Annotated in this window: 13 protein-coding genes; all 13 read right to left on the reverse strand. The window is 47.2% G+C overall.

The features are described 5' to 3' along the window. Nucleotides 1-2 precede the first annotated feature (2 nt). The gene (gene rplW / locus LSG34_RS19260) at nucleotides 3-305 is read right to left on the reverse strand and encodes a 50S ribosomal protein L23 (RefSeq protein ID WP_008899118.1); all 303 of its coding nucleotides are present in this window, start codon (nucleotides 303-305) and stop codon (nucleotides 3-5) included. Then, on the reverse strand, nucleotides 302-907 hold the full coding sequence (rplD, locus tag LSG34_RS19265) for a 50S ribosomal protein L4 (RefSeq protein ID WP_008899119.1): 606 nt from the start codon (nucleotides 905-907) through the stop codon (nucleotides 302-304). The genes rplW and rplD overlap by 4 nt, the downstream gene beginning before the upstream one ends. A gap of 19 nt (nucleotides 908-926) precedes the next feature. After that, nucleotides 927-1565: a 50S ribosomal protein L3 gene (rplC, locus tag LSG34_RS19270; protein ID WP_008899120.1), complete on the reverse strand. Its 639-nt coding sequence runs from the start codon at nucleotides 1563-1565 to the stop codon at nucleotides 927-929. A 29-nt stretch (nucleotides 1566-1594) separates the two neighbouring features. After that, a complete protein-coding gene (gene rpsJ, locus LSG34_RS19275; RefSeq protein WP_008899121.1) occupies nucleotides 1595-1906 on the reverse strand; it encodes a 30S ribosomal protein S10 in 312 nt (103 codons plus the stop codon). A 255-nt stretch (nucleotides 1907-2161) separates the two neighbouring features. Next, entirely contained in the window at nucleotides 2162-3901 is a 1740-nt protein-coding gene (locus tag LSG34_RS19280) for an acyl-CoA dehydrogenase family protein (protein WP_233010931.1), read from the reverse strand. Between the two features lie 201 nt (nucleotides 3902-4102). Next, nucleotides 4103-5287 carry an elongation factor Tu gene (gene tuf, locus LSG34_RS19285; protein ID WP_233010933.1) on the reverse strand — a complete coding sequence of 395 codons (1185 nt, stop codon included), beginning with the start codon at nucleotides 5285-5287 and terminating at the stop codon, nucleotides 4103-4105. A gap of 53 nt (nucleotides 5288-5340) precedes the next feature. Continuing rightward, nucleotides 5341-7455, reverse strand: coding sequence for an elongation factor G (fusA, locus tag LSG34_RS19290; RefSeq protein ID WP_233010935.1), 2115 nt, complete (start codon nucleotides 7453-7455; stop codon nucleotides 5341-5343). 27 nt (nucleotides 7456-7482) lie between these two features. After that, nucleotides 7483-7953: a 30S ribosomal protein S7 gene (gene rpsG, locus LSG34_RS19295; RefSeq protein ID WP_008899788.1), complete on the reverse strand. Its 471-nt coding sequence runs from the start codon at nucleotides 7951-7953 to the stop codon at nucleotides 7483-7485. Nucleotides 7954-8035: 82 nt separating this feature from the next. After that, nucleotides 8036-8413, reverse strand: coding sequence for a 30S ribosomal protein S12 (gene rpsL, locus LSG34_RS19300; RefSeq protein WP_008899789.1), 378 nt, complete (start codon nucleotides 8411-8413; stop codon nucleotides 8036-8038). 150 nt (nucleotides 8414-8563) lie between these two features. Then, nucleotides 8564-12745 carry a DNA-directed RNA polymerase subunit beta' gene (gene rpoC, locus LSG34_RS19305; protein ID WP_233010937.1) on the reverse strand — a complete coding sequence of 1394 codons (4182 nt, stop codon included), beginning with the start codon at nucleotides 12743-12745 and terminating at the stop codon, nucleotides 8564-8566. A 79-nt stretch (nucleotides 12746-12824) separates the two neighbouring features. Continuing rightward, nucleotides 12825-16850, reverse strand: a complete 4026-nt coding sequence (gene rpoB, locus LSG34_RS19310) for a DNA-directed RNA polymerase subunit beta (RefSeq protein ID WP_233010939.1) — start codon at nucleotides 16848-16850, stop codon at nucleotides 12825-12827. 176 nt (nucleotides 16851-17026) lie between these two features. Next, nucleotides 17027-17392, reverse strand: coding sequence for a 50S ribosomal protein L7/L12 (gene rplL, locus LSG34_RS19315; RefSeq protein WP_008899792.1), 366 nt, complete (start codon nucleotides 17390-17392; stop codon nucleotides 17027-17029). A 75-nt stretch (nucleotides 17393-17467) separates the two neighbouring features. Continuing rightward, the gene (gene rplJ / locus LSG34_RS19320; RefSeq protein WP_233010941.1) at nucleotides 17468-17953 is read right to left on the reverse strand and encodes a 50S ribosomal protein L10; all 486 of its coding nucleotides are present in this window, start codon (nucleotides 17951-17953) and stop codon (nucleotides 17468-17470) included. Nucleotides 17954-18026: the final 73 nt, after the last annotated feature.

Genomic DNA, 18026 nt, shown 5'->3' on the forward strand with positions numbered 1-18026 from the left:
AATTACTCAGCGCCGCCAACAAAATCAAGTTCGCTGCCTTCTTTAAGAGTAACGTAAGCTTTTTTCCAATCGCTACGTTGACCAGTACGCATACCTGTGCGCTTAGTCTTACCCTTAACGTTAACAGTGCGAACACCAACAACTTCTACTTCAAATAATTTTTGAACAGCAGCTTTGATGTCAGCTTTAGTAGCAGTAGTAGCTACCTTGAACACGATAGTGTTGTTGGTTTCTGCCGCGATTGTGCTCTTTTCAGACACGTGCGGAGCCAGAATCACTTTCAGTAAACGTTCTTCACGGATCATGCTAACATCTCCTCGATTTGCTTAACTGCAGCAGCAGTCATGACAACTTTGTCGAAGGCGATTAAGCTGACTGGGTCGATACCGTGAACATCACGTACGTCAACCTTGTACAGGTTGCGTGCTGATAAGAACAGGTTTTCGTCAACTTCGTCAGTCACGATTAAAACGTCTTTCAGTTCCATCGCTTTTAACTTAGCTGTTAGTTCTTTCGTTTTCGGAGTTTCAACAACAAAGTTTTCAACTACGATTAAACGCTCTTGACGAACTAATTCAGACAAAATGCTCATGATCGCGCCACGATACATCTTTCTGTTTACTTTTTGGCTGTGATCTTGTGGCTTAGCCGCAAACGTCACACCACCGCCACGCCATATTGGGCTACGGATTGTACCAGCACGGGCACGACCTGTACCCTTCTGGCGCCATGGCTTCTTACCGCCACCGCGTACTTCTGAACGTGTCAGTTGAGCACGTGTACCTTGACGGGCACCAGCTGCATAAGCAACTACTACCTGGTGTACCAATGCTTCGTTGAACTCACGTCCAAAGGTAGCTTCGGAAACTTCAAGAACGCCTTTAGCGTCTCTTAATGCTAATTCCATCACTCATCTCCTCCAGACGTTAGCCTTTGACAGCAGGTTTAACAATCACATCACCACCGATAGCACCAGGGACAGCGCCCTTCACTAACAGGATGTTGCGTGCTGCGTCTACACGTACAACTTCCAGAGACTGGACTGTTACACGCTCGGCACCCATGTGTCCGGCCATTTTTTTACCTTTGAATACTTTACCTGGTGATTGGTTTTGACCAATCGAACCTGGTGCACGGTGAGATAAAGAGTTACCGTGAGTCATATCCTGAGTACGGAAATTCCAGCGCTTTACAGTACCGGCAAAACCTTTACCTTTTGATGTACCGACGACATCAACTTTTTTCGTCTCTGCGAAAACTTCAACAGTAATCTCGCTACCAACAGTGATGTCAGCACCTTCGTTATCTTGCAGGCGGAATTCCCACAGACCACGACCAGCTTCAACACCAGCTTTTGCAAACTGACCAGCATCTGGTTTGTTCAGGCGAGAAGCCTTCACTGTGCCAGCAGTCACTTGCAATGCGCTATAGCCATGAACGTCTTGCGTTTTAATGGCAGTAACGCGGTTTGGTGTTGCTTCGATTACGGTTACTGGGATTGATACGCCATCTTCAGTGAAGATGCGAGTCATGCCCACTTTACGACCGATTAGACCGATAGCCATATCCTAAACCTCTCTAAAAACCTGTCTGATTAGCCCAGGCTGATTTGAACGTCAACGCCAGCAGGCAGATCTAAACGCATCAGAGCATCAACAGTCTTTTCTGTTGGTTCAACGATGTCGATTAAACGCTTGTGGGTACGGATTTCGTACTGGTCACGTGCATCTTTATTCACGTGAGGAGAAATCAATACAGTGAAACGTTCCTGGCGAGTCGGAAGTGGGATAGGACCACGAACCTGCGCGCCCGTACGCTTAGCTGTGTCAACGATTTCCATAGTTGACTGATCGATCAAACGGTGATCGAACGCTTTCAGACGGATGCGAATCCTTTGATTACTCATAAACCAAAGCCTCAAAGAGCAAAAAGAGCAAAATAAAACAGAAGCTTTCTGACCCACCAATAGATGGAAGAATGCCCCTGCACCAATGTAACGTTTGCTCCCCAATCGGGAGCACTGTTGTCGTTAACCAATTCAATTGCTGGTTAACCGCCTGCCAAAATTATGGCTGGCCGCGCATTATACTCAACTGATTGAGAAAGACAACCCCTGCTGAATAATTAAACAGCAGGGGGGCACTTTATGATCAAAAGGTGATCAGAACAGCTTTGGTTCTGCGGATGATAACTCTGCAGGGAACTGCTCTATCAAGCTAAACAGGCTTTCAATACGGGGTAAAACCCGGCTGTAGTAAAACTTAGCTTTGAGTTGTTTGGACTGAATGAAGTCTTGACTGTGTTTTGCGGCATCTAACGCAGCTTCCATCTTATCCCACATAAAGGCATAGAGTAGATAGCCGGTTAAATCCAGATAGTCATTCGCGACCCAGGATAGGAGTTCTGGTTGAGCCCTAGCTCGCTCTAACAAGGCTAGTGTTGCCGATTCAAAACGCTCTGCAGCTAAATTGATTTGTTTGCTCGCTGAACCAGATAGGCCTGCCGCTAGTTCGCGTACCAGGTCTAACAATACAGCGCCTTGATCCGATGCTACTTTACGCAACATAAAGTCAGCGGCCTGAATACCGTTAGTACCTTCATAGATCTGGGCTATGCGGACATCACGGACCAACTGCTCCATGCCCCACTCACGGATATAACCATGACCACCAAATACCTGCTGAGCTGTAACACAAGCATCCAATCCTCTGTCCGTCATAAAAGCTTTAGTCACTGGCGTCAGCAAATTGGCTCGCGCTTGAGCCCTGGCATCCGCACCGAACTTGGCTTGATCCAATAAATGCCCAACATAAACACTAAAGGCCCTGCCCGCTTCATTGATACTGCTGATATTCAACAACATACGTTTGACATCAGGATGACCAATAATAGGATCGGCTTTATTACCATCTTTAGTCGCTGTTCTGCCTTGTAGACGGTCATTGGCGTAGGCAAGTGCATTCTGGTAAGCGCGCTCTGCCGCACCTAAACCCTGACTACCCATGGCCAGACGTTCGTAGTTCATCATGGTGAACATACAAGCCAATCCTTTATGAGGCTCACCAATCAGGTAACCTTCGGCGCCATCAAAGTTCATCACACAAGTGGCCGAACCATGAATACCCATCTTATGTTCAACTGAACTACAAATCAGCCCATTACGCTCGCCCAAGTTGCCACTGGCATCGACTTTAAACTTAGGAACCAAAAATAAAGAAATACCACGGCTGCCGGCTGGCGCATCCGGCAATTTAGCCAGCACCAAATGAATGATGTTTTCTGTCAGGTCGTGCTCACCCGCTGTAATAAAGATTTTTTCGCCGCTGATACGATAAATGCCATCGCCCGTAGGTTCGGCTTTGCTACGCATAATGCCCAAGTCAGAGCCGGCATGAGATTCTGTCAGGCACATAGTGCCGGACCATTCACCGCTGTATAACTTTGGCAGATACAAAGCTTTGGTTGCTTCATCGGCATGCTGTAATAAAGCAACACAAGCACCTGATGTCAGGCCCGGGTATAAAGAGAAGGCTATATCAGCGCTACACATCATCTCGTCGTACAAACCAGACAGGCTTTTCGGCATGCCCATGCCACCGTACTCTGGATCGCCGGACAAACCAGTCCAGCCGCCTTCACACAACAACTGATAACATTCTTTATAATGAGAAGGAGTTGTTACTTCACCAGAAACACAAGACACACCTTGCTCATCTGCAGCTGCGGCTAAAGGTGCGATTTTTTCGGCGGTAATTTTTGCAGCTTCTTCCAGAATGGCGGCCGCAGTATCTGTATCAATCAGTTCAGCTAACTCAGCCTGTTGCTGCCAGAACTGTTGAACTTGCCAGACATCAAATAGTTGAAAGGACATATCGCCCAGCGGCGCCTGGTAGTGACTCACAATAACTCTCCTTGAAAAACCCTAATGGTCGGATGAGTTAGTTCTAGCATGTTCATCAGGCAAATTCAAACAAACGTTTGAATGACTGACAGAGATCCGGATCTGGTTTGTATTTAAGGTATGACAGTAGCAGTTCGAATGGAACTTTAAAAAATGTCCAAAAAAAAGGGCCCCTAAGGGCCCTTATTCAAGTTCTGACTATTACGCCAGTACTTTAGATACTACACCAGCACCTACTGTGCGGCCACCTTCACGGATGGCGAAGCGTAAACCTTCGTCCATCGCGATTGGGTTGATAAGCTCTACAACAAACTTCAGGTTGTCGCCTGGCATTACCATCTCTACGCCTTCTGGCAGTTCTACTGAACCAGTCACGTCTGTTGTACGGAAGTAGAACTGTGGACGGTAACCTTTGAAGAATGGAGTATGACGACCACCTTCTTCTTTTGATAATACGTACACTTCACCTTCGAACTTGGTGTGTGGCTTGATTGAACCTGGCTTCGCTAATACCTGACCACGTTCTACGTCTTCACGTTTAGTACCACGTAACAGCGCGCCGATGTTCTCGCCTGCACGACCTTCGTCTAACAGTTTACGGAACATTTCTACACCAGTACAAGTAGTCGTCACTGTGTCTTTCAGACCAACGATTTCTACTGACTCGCCTACTTTTACGATACCTTGCTCTACACGGCCTGTTACTACAGTACCACGACCAGCAATTGAGAATACGTCTTCGATTGGCATGATGAATGGCTTATCAATCGCACGTACTGGCTCTGGGATGTAAGAATCTAAAGCTGCTGCCAGCTCAAGGATTTTTGGTTCCCAAACTGCATCGCCTTCCAGACCTTTTAAAGCTGAACCACGGATTACCGGCAGGTCATCACCTGGGAAATCGTAGTCTGACAGAAGTTCACGAACTTCCATCTCCACCAGCTCTAACAGCTCTTCATCATCAACCATGTCACATTTGTTCATGAATACAACGATGAAAGGTACACCTACCTGACGAGATAACAGGATGTGCTCACGTGTCTGTGGCATTGGGCCGTCAGTCGCTGCTACTACCAGGATTGCGCCGTCCATCTGAGCAGCACCAGTGATCATGTTCTTCACATAGTCAGCGTGACCTGGGCAGTCTACGTGGGCGTAGTGACGAGTTGGTGTATCGTATTCAACGTGAGAAGTGTTGATCGTGATACCACGAGCTTTCTCTTCTGGCGCTTTGTCGATTTGATCGAAAGCGAATGCCTGACCACCGTAGTGCTTAGCAAGTACGTTAGTGATAGCAGCAGTTAAAGTAGTTTTACCGTGGTCAACGTGACCGATGGTGCCTACGTTAACGTGCGGTTTATTACGTTCGAATTTAGCCTTAGCCATTTTAATTACCTTCTGTTAAATAGATCCAACTTAAAGTGGACCAAATTAAGTGATTAATCGTTACTACCAGTACTGCTACGAGCTGCAATAATTGCTTCAGTCACGTTGTTTGGTGCTTCCATATACTTCAATGGTTCCATTGAATAAGAAGCACGGCCCTGGGTCAATGAACGCATGCTGGTTGCATAACCAAACATTTCGGACAAAGGAACCTGAGCATCAACGATCTTGATACCACCAGGAGCATCTTCCATACCGTTGATGATACCGCGACGACGGTTTAAGTCACCGACGATGTCACCCATGAAGTCTTCCGGTGTTACCACTTCAACTTTCATGACGGGTTCAAGGATCACTGGCTTAGCTTGCAGTGCGCCTTTTCTGAAGCCCATAGAGGCGGCCACTTTGAACGCCATTTCGTTTGAGTCCACATCGTGGTATGAACCATCGAATACGGTAACTTTCACGTCAATGACCGGGTAACCAGCGAGGATACCGTTTTTCATCTGTTCGATAATGCCTTTGTCGATAGCAGGAATGTATTCTTTTGGAATCACACCACCCACGACAGCGTTAACGAACTCATAGCCTTTGCCTTCTTCCTGAGGTTCGATTTTCAGCCAGCAATGACCAAATTGACCGCGACCACCAGATTGACGAACAAATTTACCTTCAACTTCAGTGCTGGCGCGAATAGTTTCGCGATAAGCGACCTGAGGTTTACCAACGTTTGCGTCCACTTTGAATTCGCGTTTCATACGATCCACGATGATTTCCAAGTGCAGCTCACCCATACCAGAAATAATAGTCTGGCTGGTTTCTTCGTCGGTGTGAACACGGAAAGATGGATCTTCTGCAGCAAGTTTGCTCAGAGCGACACCCATACGTTCCTGGTCAGCTTTGGTTTTTGGTTCCACTGCAACAGAAATTACCGGCTCCGGGAATTCCATACGTTCCAGTGTAATGATGTGGTCAGGGTCACATAAAGTGTCACCTGTAGTCACATCTTTAAAACCTATGCCGGCAGCAATATCACCAGCACGAACTTCTTTGATTTCCTGGCGGTCATTGGCGTGCATCTGAACGATACGGCCAATACGCTCTTTCTTGTGTTTTACCGGGTTATAAACGCTGTCACCAGAGTTAATCACGCCAGAGTAGCAACGGAAGAAAGTCAATGTGCCAACAAAGGGGTCAGTTGCGATTTTGAACGCAAGTGCCGCAAACGGCGCATCGTCATCAGCATGGCGTAAGCCCTCTGATTCATCTTCGTTAATACCCTTGATCGCTTTGACTTCAGTTGGTGATGGTAAGTATTCAATCACAGCATCAAGCATCGCCTGAACGCCTTTGTTTTTGAATGCAGAACCACAAAGCACAAGAACCACTTCGTTAGAGAGAGTACGTTGACGCAAGGCCGAGCGGATTTCGTCTTCAGTCAGCTCACCGCCTTCCAAATAACGTTCCATCAGCTCTTCATTGGCTTCAGCTGCTGCTTCTACCATGTTTGCACGCCACTCTTCACACTCAGCCAGCATTTCCGCAGGGATCTCTTCGTACGTGAAGGTCATACCCTGGTCAGCTTCGTTCCAGTTGATTGCTTTCATTTTTAACAAGTCAACCACGCCACGGAAGTTCTCTTCAGAACCAATAGGTAACTGAATAGGCACTATGGTGTGATTCAGACGGTCACGGGCTTGCTTTACAACACGCAGGAAGTTAGCGCCAGTGCGGTCCATCTTGTTAACAAAGATCAAACGTGGAACTTCGTATTTATTTGCCTGACGCCATACTGTTTCGGTCTGAGGCTGAACGCCTGAAGAACCACACAGTACAACAACAGCACCATCCAGAACACGCAGGGAACGTTCTACTTCAATAGTGAAGTCAACGTGCCCCGGTGTATCGATGATGTTTACACGATGTTGAGGGAACTGGCCCTGCATACCACGCCAAAAGGTCGTAGTAGCAGCGGACGTGATAGTGATACCACGTTCCTGCTCCTGTTCCATCCAATCCATCGTGGCGGCGCCGTCATGAACTTCACCGATCTTGTGAGACAAGCCGGTATAGAACAAAACTCGTTCAGTTGTCGTGGTTTTACCCGCGTCAACGTGAGCACAAATACCAATGTTCCGGTAAAGCTCAATAGGAGTTGTACGTGCCACAATCGAATCCTCTTAAAAAGGTCTGTCTTACCAACGGAAATGAGCGAAAGCTTTGTTCGCTTCAGCCATACGGTGAACGTCTTCACGTTTCTTAACAGCAGAACCTTTATTCTCAACGGCATCCAGCATTTCACCAGCTAAACGCTGGGCCATTGATTTCTCGCCACGTTTACGGGCAGCTTCAACCAACCAACGCATAGCTAAAGCGTTACGACGAACCTGACGAACTTCACATGGAACCTGGTAAGTAGAACCACCCACACGGCGTGATTTAACTTCAACAGTAGGACGAATGTTGTCTAATGCAACTTCGAACAGATCCAGCTCTGGTTTTTTAGATTTTGTCGCAGCGATGTCTAATGCGCCGTATACAATTGATTCAGCTGTAGATTTTTTACCGTCGATCATTACGACGTTTACGAACTTGGCAAGTAATTCACTTCCGAACTTAGGATCTGGAAGGATTTTACGTTGACCTATGACGCGTCTTCTTGGCATTCGAAACTCCGATTGCTTCAGGGGATTCCAAAACTTTTAATGAAAAAAGTTACTTAGTTTGGCCTTACTTAACGGAGTTAAGTTATTTGTTCTTCGGCCGTTTAGCGCCGTATTTAGAACGGCCTTGCTTACGATCTTTAACGCCTGCACAGTCTAAAGTGCCGCGTACGGTGTGATAACGCACACCTGGAAGGTCTTTTACCCGGCCGCCACGGATCAGAACAACACTGTGTTCCTGTAAGTTGTGGCCTTCACCGCCGATGTAAGAAGTCACTTCGAATCCGTTAGTTAAACGAACACGGCATACTTTACGTAATGCAGAGTTAGGCTTCTTAGGTGTGGTGGTGTATACGCGGGTACAAACACCACGCTTCTGTGGGCAAGCTTCGAGCGCCGGCACGGTGCTCTTAGAGACCACCTGGCTGCGCGGCTTACGCACTAGCTGGTTGATTGTTGCCATTAAATACTCCTGGTTAAATAACTACCTATAAACGTGAAAATTCCGCACCCAAATTTGGGGCTGCGGAATTCTACTGGTCAACCTTTGACCTGTCAAGGAACAAAAAGGGATGGTCATTTGCTGGCGACCATCCCAATCTGCGGCTTCGACTTATTCGTCGTTGCCTGACAAGTCCATATTCAGAGCATCAGTCAGAGCTTGTTCAGCACTTTCTGCACTCATCGCCGGTTCAGCGACTTCGCCATTGGCGACACGTTGACGCTGACGGATACGGTTTTGGTGATACGCAAAACCAGTACCTGCCGGGATCAAACGGCCGACAATTACGTTTTCTTTCAGGCCACGCAGCTCGTCGAATTTTCCGCCGACTGCAGCTTCTGTTAATACGCGCGTTGTTTCCTGGAACGACGCCGCAGAAATGAAAGAGTCCGTTGACAGTGATGCTTTGGTAATACCTAACAACGACCGCTCGTACTTCGCAGGGATCTTACCTGCTGCTTCCAGTTCAGCGTTTGCAATATTAACGCGTGACACTTCCGCCATTTCACCTTCTAAGAATTCGCTGCTACCTGGGTGAATGATTAAACATTTACGCAGCATTTGACGAATAATAGTTTCGATGTGCTTGTCGTTAATCTTAACGCCTTGCAGACGGTATACATCCTGTACTTCGTTCACGATGTAACTGGCTACATGGTGGATACCACGTAAGCGCAGGATATCGTGTGGTGACTCTGGACCTTCGGAGATCACTTCACCTTTCTCGATACGTTCACCTTCGAACACGTTCACCTGACGCCATTTCGGGATCATCTCTTCATGAGAATCACCTTGCTCTGGGGTAATGATCAGACGACGTTTGCCTTTGGTTTCTTTACCGAAGCTAATAACACCTGAGATTTCCGCCAGGATGGCAGGATCTTTTGGCTTACGGGCTTCGAACAAGTCGGCAACGCGTGGCAGACCACCCGTGATGTCGCGTGTTTTCGAGCTTTCTTGTGGAATACGGGCTAATACAGCACCGGCTTTTACGTTCGAACCATCAGTCACTTCAATAGTGGTGAAGCTGGGTAAGCGGATTTCCTGTAACGCACCGTCGTCCATTTCTAAAATTAACTTAGGTTCTTTCGCATTGGCCTTCGACAGGTCTTTCACCACAGTACGGGTTAAACCAGTCAGGTCGTCCTGCTGAACTTCAGTGTTGGTATCATCGATATCGCTATGCGACACCTTGGCACCACGTTCTACGATAATTGGGTGAGAGTGCGGATCCCAGCTTGCAACGATTTGGCCAGACACGATTTTCGCATTGTCGTCTGTGGCTAAAATAGAACCGTATGGCAGCTTGTAACGCTCTTTCTCACGACCCATGTCGTCGAACACTGTGACTTCGGCTGAACGTGAAGTGATAACAATTTTGTTGTCACTGTTACGTACGAACTTCGCATTGTGTAACTTCAGGATACCTGAGTTCTTCACTTGTACGCTGTTCTCAGCTGATGACCGTGATGCAGCACCACCGATGTGGAATGTACGCATCGTTAACTGTGTACCTGGCTCACCGATGGACTGAGCGGCGATAACGCCTACAGCTTCACCAGCGTTGATGATGTGGCCTCGGGCCAAATCACGACCGTAACACTTGGCACATACACCAAAGTTGGTCTGACAGGTAATTACAGAACGAACATAGACTTCGTCAATCGAGTGTTTTTCAATCGCATCACACAGCTTCTCGTCTAACATGGTGCCGTCTTCAACCAGCACTTCGCCAGTTGCAGGAACTACCACGTCGCCGATCACAACACGACCTAATACGCGCTCACGCAGACCTTCTACAACGTCACCACCTTCAATCAGTGGCTTCATCATGATGCCTTCTGTTGAGCCACAGTCAGATTCAGTCACGACTAAATCCTGTGCAACGTCAACCAGACGACGAGTCAGGTAACCGGAGTTTGCTGTTTTTAACGCTGTATCCGCCAAACCTTTACGAGCACCGTGAGTAGAGATGAAGTACTGAAGTACGCTCAGACCTTCACGGAAGTTCGCTGTAATTGGCGTTTCGATGATTGAACCATCTGGTTTAGCCATCAGACCACGCATACCGGCTAACTGACGGATCTGAGCTGGAGAGCCCCGTGCGCCAGAGTCGGCCATCATATAAACAGAGTTAAATGACGGTTGAGTGACTGTATTGCCATCGCGATCCACAACTGACTCTTTCGATAAGTTGTCCATCATCGCCTTAGATAAGGCTTCGTTGGCAGTTGACCAAATGTCGATGACTTTGTTGTACTTTTCACCGGCCGTTACTAAACCTTGTTGGAACTGGTCCTGGATCTCAGCCACTTCAGCTTCTGCAGCAGAAATGATATCAACCTTGGCTGCCGGGATGACCATATCGTCAATACCAACAGACACACCTGACAACATGGCGTAATGGAAACCTGTGTACATGATCTGATCCGCTAAAATAACGGTGTTTTTCAGACCAATACGACGGTAAGAGCCGTTCAGTAAACGTGAAATCTGTTTCTTACCCATAGCCTGGTTGATTGAATCAAAGGCTAAGCCTTCCGGCATGATGGAGTACAGAATCGCACGGCCTACTGTAGTGTCGCGTACTGCAGTCACAGAAGAACGGGTGCCGTCTTCGGCAATGGTCACTTCAGTAATACGTACTTTGACACGGGCGTGTAAGCTGGCAACACCGGCACGGAAAGCTTTTTCAGCTTCCTTGGCATGTTTAAAGATCATGCCTTCGCCCTTGGCGTTTACCGCATCACGCGTCATGTAATACAGACCCAATACAACGTCCTGTGAAGGAACGATGATTGGTTCACCGTTAGCTGGCGACAGAACGTTGTTCGTCGACATCATCAGCGCACGGGCTTCTAACTGAGCTTCAATGGTCAGAGGCACGTGAACGGCCATCTGGTCACCGTCGAAGTCGGCGTTGTATGCAGCACACACCAATGGATGTAACTGGATAGCCTTACCTTCGATCAGTACAGGTTCGAATGCCTGGATACCTAAACGGTGAAGTGTAGGAGCACGGTTTAACAGCACCGGATGTTCACGGATTACTTCGTCCAGAACGTCCCATACAGCGCCTTCTTCACGTTCAACCATCTTTTTAGCCGCTTTAATAGTAGTGGCTAAACCGCGGGCTTCTAACTTACCGTAGATGAAAGGCTTGAATAACTCTAAAGCCATTTTCTTTGGTAAACCGCACTGATGCAGACGTAAAGTAGGACCTACTGTGATTACAGAACGGCCTGAGTAGTCAACACGCTTACCTAACAAGTTCTGACGGAAACGACCTTGTTTACCTTTGATCATATCGGCCAAAGATTTCAGAGGACGCTTGTTCGAACCCGTGATAGCGCGACCGCGACGACCGTTGTCTAACAACGCATCTACAGCTTCCTGCAACATACGCTTTTCGTTACGTACGATGATATCAGGAGCTGACAGGTCTAAAAGACGCTTCAGACGGTTGTTACGGTTGATCACACGGCGGTATAAATCGTTCAGATCAGAAGTGGCAAAACGGCCACCGTCTAATGGAACTAAAGGACGCAGATCTGGTGGCAGTACTGGCAGTACTGTCATGATCATCCACTCTGGTTTGTTACCAGAAGTGTGGAATGCTTCCATCAGTTTCAGACGTTTGCTGATCTTCTTACGTTTGGTTTCAGAGTTGATGGTTGGCAACTCTTCACGCATTTGTTTGATCTCTGTTGCCAGTTCAATGCCACGTAAAATGTCCAGAATTGCTTCTGCACCCATTTTGGCTTCGAACTCGTCGCCGTGCTCTTCCAGCACGTCCAGATATTCTTCTTCAGTCAGCATCTGACGACGCTCTAAAGAAGTCATGCCTGGTTCAGTCACAACATAAGATTCAAAATACAGTACACGTTCGATATCACGTAATGTCATATCTAACAGCAAACCGATACGGCTTGGCAGTGATTTCAGGAACCAAATGTGGGCTGTTGGGCTGGCCAGTTCAATATGACCCATACGCTCACGACGTACTTTGGTCAGAGTGACTTCAACACCACATTTTTCACAGATCACACCACGGTGCTTTAAGCGTTTGTATTTACCACACAGACACTCATAGTCTTTTACCGGGCCAAAAATCCGTGCACAAAACAAACCATCGCGCTCTGGCTTGAAGGTACGGTAGTTGATCGTCTCAGGCTTTTTCACTTCACCAAAAGACCATGAACGGATCATGTCTGGTGAAGAAAGGCCGATACGAATCACATCGAACTCTTCAGTTTTAGTTTGTTGTTTCAGAAACTTTAATAAGTCTTTCACCTTTGCTCTCCTGTAAGAGGTTAACCAGCAAGGGGCGGCGTACCGCCCCGGACAATTCGATTAGTTTTCCTAACCGGGGTTATTCCTCTTCCAATTCGATGTTGATACCGAGTGAACGGATCTCTTTCATCAATACGTTGAAAGATTCTGGCATGCCTGGTTCCATGCGGTGGTCGCCATCCACGATGTTTTTATACATCTTGGTACGGCCATTCACGTCATCAGACTTGACTGTTAACATCTCTTGCAGCGTGTATGCTGCGCCGTATGCTTCCAGAGCCCACACTTCCATCTCACCGAAACGCTGACCACCAAACTGAGCTTTACCGCCCAATGGTTGTTGAGTAACCAGACTGTATGAACCAGTAGAACGGGCGTGCATCTTGTCATCAACCAAGTGGTTCAGTTTCAGCATGTACATGTAGCCAACAGTTACCTTACGTTCGAAGGTATTGCCGGTACGACCATCATACAATGTGATCTGACCGCTGGTCGGTAAGTCACCTAAAGCCAACAGTTCTTTGATTTCGCTTTCTTTGGCGCCATCAAACACCGGAGTAGCTACAGGTAAACCTTTACGCAGGTTTTCTGCTAAACGACGCACTTCGTCATCTGTGAAACTACTGATATTCACATCCTGACGGGATTCACCCAGCTCATAAACCTTTTTCAGGAAGGCACGGATTTCCGCAACTTCTTTCTGGTCTTTGATCATGCCGTCAATCTTGTCACCGATACCACGGGCCGCTAAGCCTAAGTGAGTTTCAAGGATCTGACCGATGTTCATACGAGACGGTACACCCAGCGGGTTCAGTACGATATCAACCGGCTGACCTTTTTCGTCATATGGCATGTCTTCAACTGGAACAATGGTAGAAACCACACCCTTGTTACCGTGACGACCGGCCATCTTGTCACCAGGCTGGATACGACGTTTCACAGCTAAGTACACTTTAACGATCTTCAGAACGCCTGGAGCTAAATCGTCACCCTGAACAATCTTGCGACGTTTGGCTTCGAATTTCTTATCGTATTCAATACGGATTTCTTCGTACTGAGCCGCTAATTGTTCCAGATCGTTTTGCTTATCTTCATCAGCCAGGCTGTAGCCTAACAGAGCATCACCACGTAAGCCGTTCAGCTTAGTGCGGTCAACGCCTGTGCTTTCAACCAGGTTGCGAGCACGTGAGAAGATACCTTCTTCAAGGATACGGAATTCTTCATTCAGGTCTTTCTTAGCCTGTTTGACTTCCATTTCTTCGATTTCACGGGCACGTTTGTCTTTTTCAACGCCATCACGGGTGAAGACCTGAACATCGATAACTGTACCAGTTACAGAGTTAGGCACACGTAATGAGCTGTCTTTTACGTCAGAAGCTTTTTCACCGAAGATAGCGCGTAACAGTTTTTCTTCCGGAGTCAGCTGGCTTTCACCTTTAGGTGTGACCTTACCAACCAGAATGTCGCCGCCTTTCACTTCAGCACCGATGTAAACGATACCGGCTTCGTCCAGCTTAGATAAAGCAGACTCACCTACGTTTGGAATATCGGCAGTGATTTCTTCAGGCCCTAACTTGGTATCACGAGCGATACAGCTCAGTTCCTGAATGTGAATAGTGGTTAAACGATCTTCCTGTACTAAACGCTCGGATAACAAGATCGAATCTTCGAAGTTGTAACCGTTCCACGGCATGAATGCCACGCGTAAGTTTTGACCTAAAGCCAGTTCACCTAAGTCCGTAGACGGACCATCAGCCAGTACATCACCACGTTCAATCGGCTCACCATGGTTTACACATGGGCGCTGGTTGATACAGGTGTTCTGGTTAGAACGGGTGTATTTAGTCAGGTTGTAGATGTCGATACCGGCTTCACCGGCTACCATTTCTTCTTCGTGTACTTTAATTACGATACGGCTGGCGTCGACATAGTCAACAGTACCACCACGTTTCGCAACAACAGTTACACCAGAGTCTTTGGCTACAACACGTTCTACACCAGTACCTACTAACGGCTTATCAGCACGTAATGTAGGAACGGCCTGACGTTGCATGTTTGAACCCATTAATGCACGGTTGGCGTCATCGTGTTCCAGGAACGGGATCAGAGCAGCAGCAACAGATACGATCTGCTGTGGTGCAACGTCCATATACTGAACCTTGTCAGCCGGCATTAAGGTGAATTCGTTTTTGTAACGGCACGGTACTAAATCTTCAACCAGACGGTTTTCTGCGCTTAACTCGGCGTTCGCCTGAGCGATAACAAAGTTACCTTCTTCAATCGCAGATAAGAAATCGACTTCGTCAGTCACAATACCATCTTCAATACGACGGTAAGGTGTTTCGAGGAAACCGTATTCGTTGGTTTGAGCAAACATAGACAGCGAGTTGATCAAACCGATGTTTGGACCTTCTGGCGTCTCGATTGGACAAACACGACCGTAGTGTGTTGGGTGAACGTCACGTACTTCGAAGCCTGCGCGCTCACGGGTCAAACCGCCCGGGCCTAACGCAGAAATACGACGTTTGTGCGTTACTTCTGACAGTGGGTTGTTCTGGTCCATAAACTGAGACAGTTGGCTTGAACCAAAGAACTCTTTCACCGCAGCAGAAATAGGCTTAGCGTTGATCAGATCCTGTGGCATTACAGCGTCCAGATCACCTAAAGACAGGCGCTCTTTTACTGCACGTTCCACACGAACTAAACCAACACGGAATTGGTTTTCGGCCATTTCACCGACAGAACGGATACGTCTGTTACCTAAGTGGTCGATATCGTCCACTTCGCCTTTACCGTTACGAATGTCGATTAAGACCTTCATTACAGCCAGAATATCGTCTTTGGATAAAACGCCTACGCCTTTACCTTCTTCGAAGTCAACACGACGGTTGAACTTCATACGACCTACAGTAGACAGGTCATAACGATCTTCAGAGAAGAACAGGTTTTCAAATAAAGTTTCAGCAGCTTCACGCGTTGGTGGCTCGCCTGGACGCATCATACGGTAGATTTCTACCAATGCTTCCATGCGGTTGCTGCTTGGATCGATCCGGATGGTTTCAGAAATATAAGAACCTTGGTCCAAATCGTTAATGTAAAGAGTTTCGAAACTTTCGTAGCCCGCTTTTGCTAGTTTTGCTAACAGCTCCAGTGTGAGCTCTGCGTTCGCCTCGGCAATAATCTCTCCGGTTGAACGGTCAGCGTAATTTTTTGATAAAACGCGGCCTACTACATATTCATGTGGAACTTCCATCAGTGTCATGCCAGTTTTTTCTAACTGACGCACATGACGGGCAGTAATACGACGACCAGCTTCTACTATCACTTCGCCATCGTTGTCTTTGATATCAAAAGCAGCTGTTTCACCACGTAAGCGGTTTGCGACCACTTCCATCAACAGTTTGCCGTCTTTAATTTCAAAACGGGTGCTTTCGAAGAAAGTACTTAAAATTTCTTCAGTACTTAAGCTCAGCGCACGTAATAAAATAGTGGCTGGCAATTTGCGGCGACGATCGATACGCACGAACAGGTTATCTTTGGCATCGAACTCAAAGTCTAACCATGAACCACGGTAAGGGATCACGCGAGCATTGTATAAAACCTTGCCGGAGGAGTGAGTCTTGCCACGGTCGTGGTCAAAGAATACACCCGGGCTACGGTGCAGCTGAGAAACGATAACACGTTCAGTACCATTGATTACAAAGGTACCGTTTTCAGTCATCAATGGGATTTCGCCCATATAGACTTCTTGTTCACGGATATCTTTGATTGTACCTGGCACTTCTTTATCAAATAACACCATGCGCAGTTTGACACGCAGCGGAGCTGAGTAAGTCACACCACGAATTTGGCACTCTTTGACGTCAAAAACCGGCTCGCCAATGCGGTAGCTGACATATTGCAGCTCGGCACTACCTGAGTAGCTTTTAATTGGGAATACAGAACGGAATGCAGCTTCTAAGCCGTATCCACCTTCTGGATCAGGTTCGATAAATTTGCTGAACGATTCAATTTGAATCGACAACAGATATGGCACATCCAGCACTTGTGGACGTTTGCCGAAGTCCTTACGGATACGTTTCTTTTCAGAATAAGAGTAAGTCATGGGGTTCCTCAGCTAGCTGATTTTTTACCCTACCTACCCTCTAGGGGCGGCTTGAATGTCGCCGACATGGCAACATTAGGGTGGGGAAAATCAATGTCCCACAGCGCAAAAAGGCCGGTGGTTATTTCACCACCAGCCTAGCCTGAAATCAGGCGTATAATCTAGAAAAATCTAGATTATTTAACTTCAACAGTAGCACCAGCTTCTTCTAACTCTTTCTTCAGAGCTTCAGCTTCGGCTTTAGAAACTGCTTCTTTAATTGCAGCTGGAGCAGCTTCAACTAAATCTTTAGCTTCTTTCAGGCCTAAACCAGTAGCGCCGCGAACAGCTTTGATTACTGATACTTTGTTAGCGCCAACAGCTGCCAGAATTACGTTGAATTCTGTTTGTTCTTCAACAGCAGCAGCTGGACCAGCAGCAACTGCAACAGCAGCAGCAGCAGAAACGCCGAACTTTTCTTCCATAGCGCTAACTAATTCAACAACTTCCATTACAGACATTGCTGCGATAGCATCTAAGATTTGATCTTTAGTAACTGACATTGCTCAGATTCCTAAATTAAGGGGACGTATCCCGTATTAAACTTTAATTCCAAACGAAACGTAAAATTACGTTGTTTAGGCTTGTTTTTGGTCGCGAACTGCGGCGATGGTACGTACCAATTTGCCGGCTGCTGCTTCTTTCATAGTGCTCATTAAACGTGCAATAGCTTCGTTGTACGTTGGCAACGATGCTAAAACGTCAATGCTAACTGTGGCGCCATTGAAGGCTGCGCCTTTCAGCTCAAACTTAGCATTTTCTTTCGCGAAATCTTTGAAGATACGCGCTGCAGCACCTGGGTGCTCTTTAGAGAATGCAATCAGTGTTGGGCCAACGAACGCGTTGCTTAAACACTCGAACTCGGTGCCAGCTACTGCACGGCGTACCAGCGTGTTACGGACAACTTTCATCCATACGCCAGCTTCACGGGCCTGCTTACGCAGATCAGTGATTTTGCCTACAGTAACACCGCGAGCGTCTGCAACTACCGCAGATAAAGCACCTATGGCAGCTTCCTGAACTTCAGCAACGATCGCTTTTTTGTCATCAAGCTTAATAGCCATTGGCTCTTAACTCCTGGTTCTTCCAGACGGTATTGTCTGGTTGCCTACACAACGTTAAGCAGTAAAACTTACT

Origin of the sequence: Rheinheimera faecalis, from assembly GCF_021290965.1 — a bacterium.
Lineage (GTDB): Bacteria > Pseudomonadota > Gammaproteobacteria > Enterobacterales > Alteromonadaceae > Pararheinheimera > Pararheinheimera faecalis.

What these genes read in the sequence shown, in the direction of transcription:
- rplL (WP_008899792.1), bottom strand. Translation starts at nt 17,392, where the DNA reads ATGTCAGTTACTAAAGATCAAATCTTAGATGCTATCGCAGCAATGTCT.
- tuf (WP_233010933.1), bottom strand. Translation starts at nt 5,287, where the DNA reads ATGGCTAAGGCTAAATTCGAACGTAATAAACCGCACGTTAACGTAGGC.
- rplJ (WP_233010941.1), bottom strand. Translation starts at nt 17,953, where the DNA reads ATGGCTATTAAGCTTGATGACAAAAAAGCGATCGTTGCTGAAGTTCAG.
- rpoB (WP_233010939.1), bottom strand. Translation starts at nt 16,850, where the DNA reads ATGACTTACTCTTATTCTGAAAAGAAACGTATCCGTAAGGACTTCGGC.
- rpsG (WP_008899788.1), bottom strand. Translation starts at nt 7,953, where the DNA reads ATGCCAAGAAGACGCGTCATAGGTCAACGTAAAATCCTTCCAGATCCT.
- rpsL (WP_008899789.1), bottom strand. Translation starts at nt 8,413, where the DNA reads ATGGCAACAATCAACCAGCTAGTGCGTAAGCCGCGCAGCCAGGTGGTC.
- rplC (WP_008899120.1), bottom strand. Translation starts at nt 1,565, where the DNA reads ATGGCTATCGGTCTAATCGGTCGTAAAGTGGGCATGACTCGCATCTTC.
- rpsJ (WP_008899121.1), bottom strand. Translation starts at nt 1,906, where the DNA reads ATGAGTAATCAAAGGATTCGCATCCGTCTGAAAGCGTTCGATCACCGT.
- rplW (WP_008899118.1), bottom strand. Translation starts at nt 305, where the DNA reads ATGATCCGTGAAGAACGTTTACTGAAAGTGATTCTGGCTCCGCACGTG.
- rplD (WP_008899119.1), bottom strand. Translation starts at nt 907, where the DNA reads ATGGAATTAGCATTAAGAGACGCTAAAGGCGTTCTTGAAGTTTCCGAA.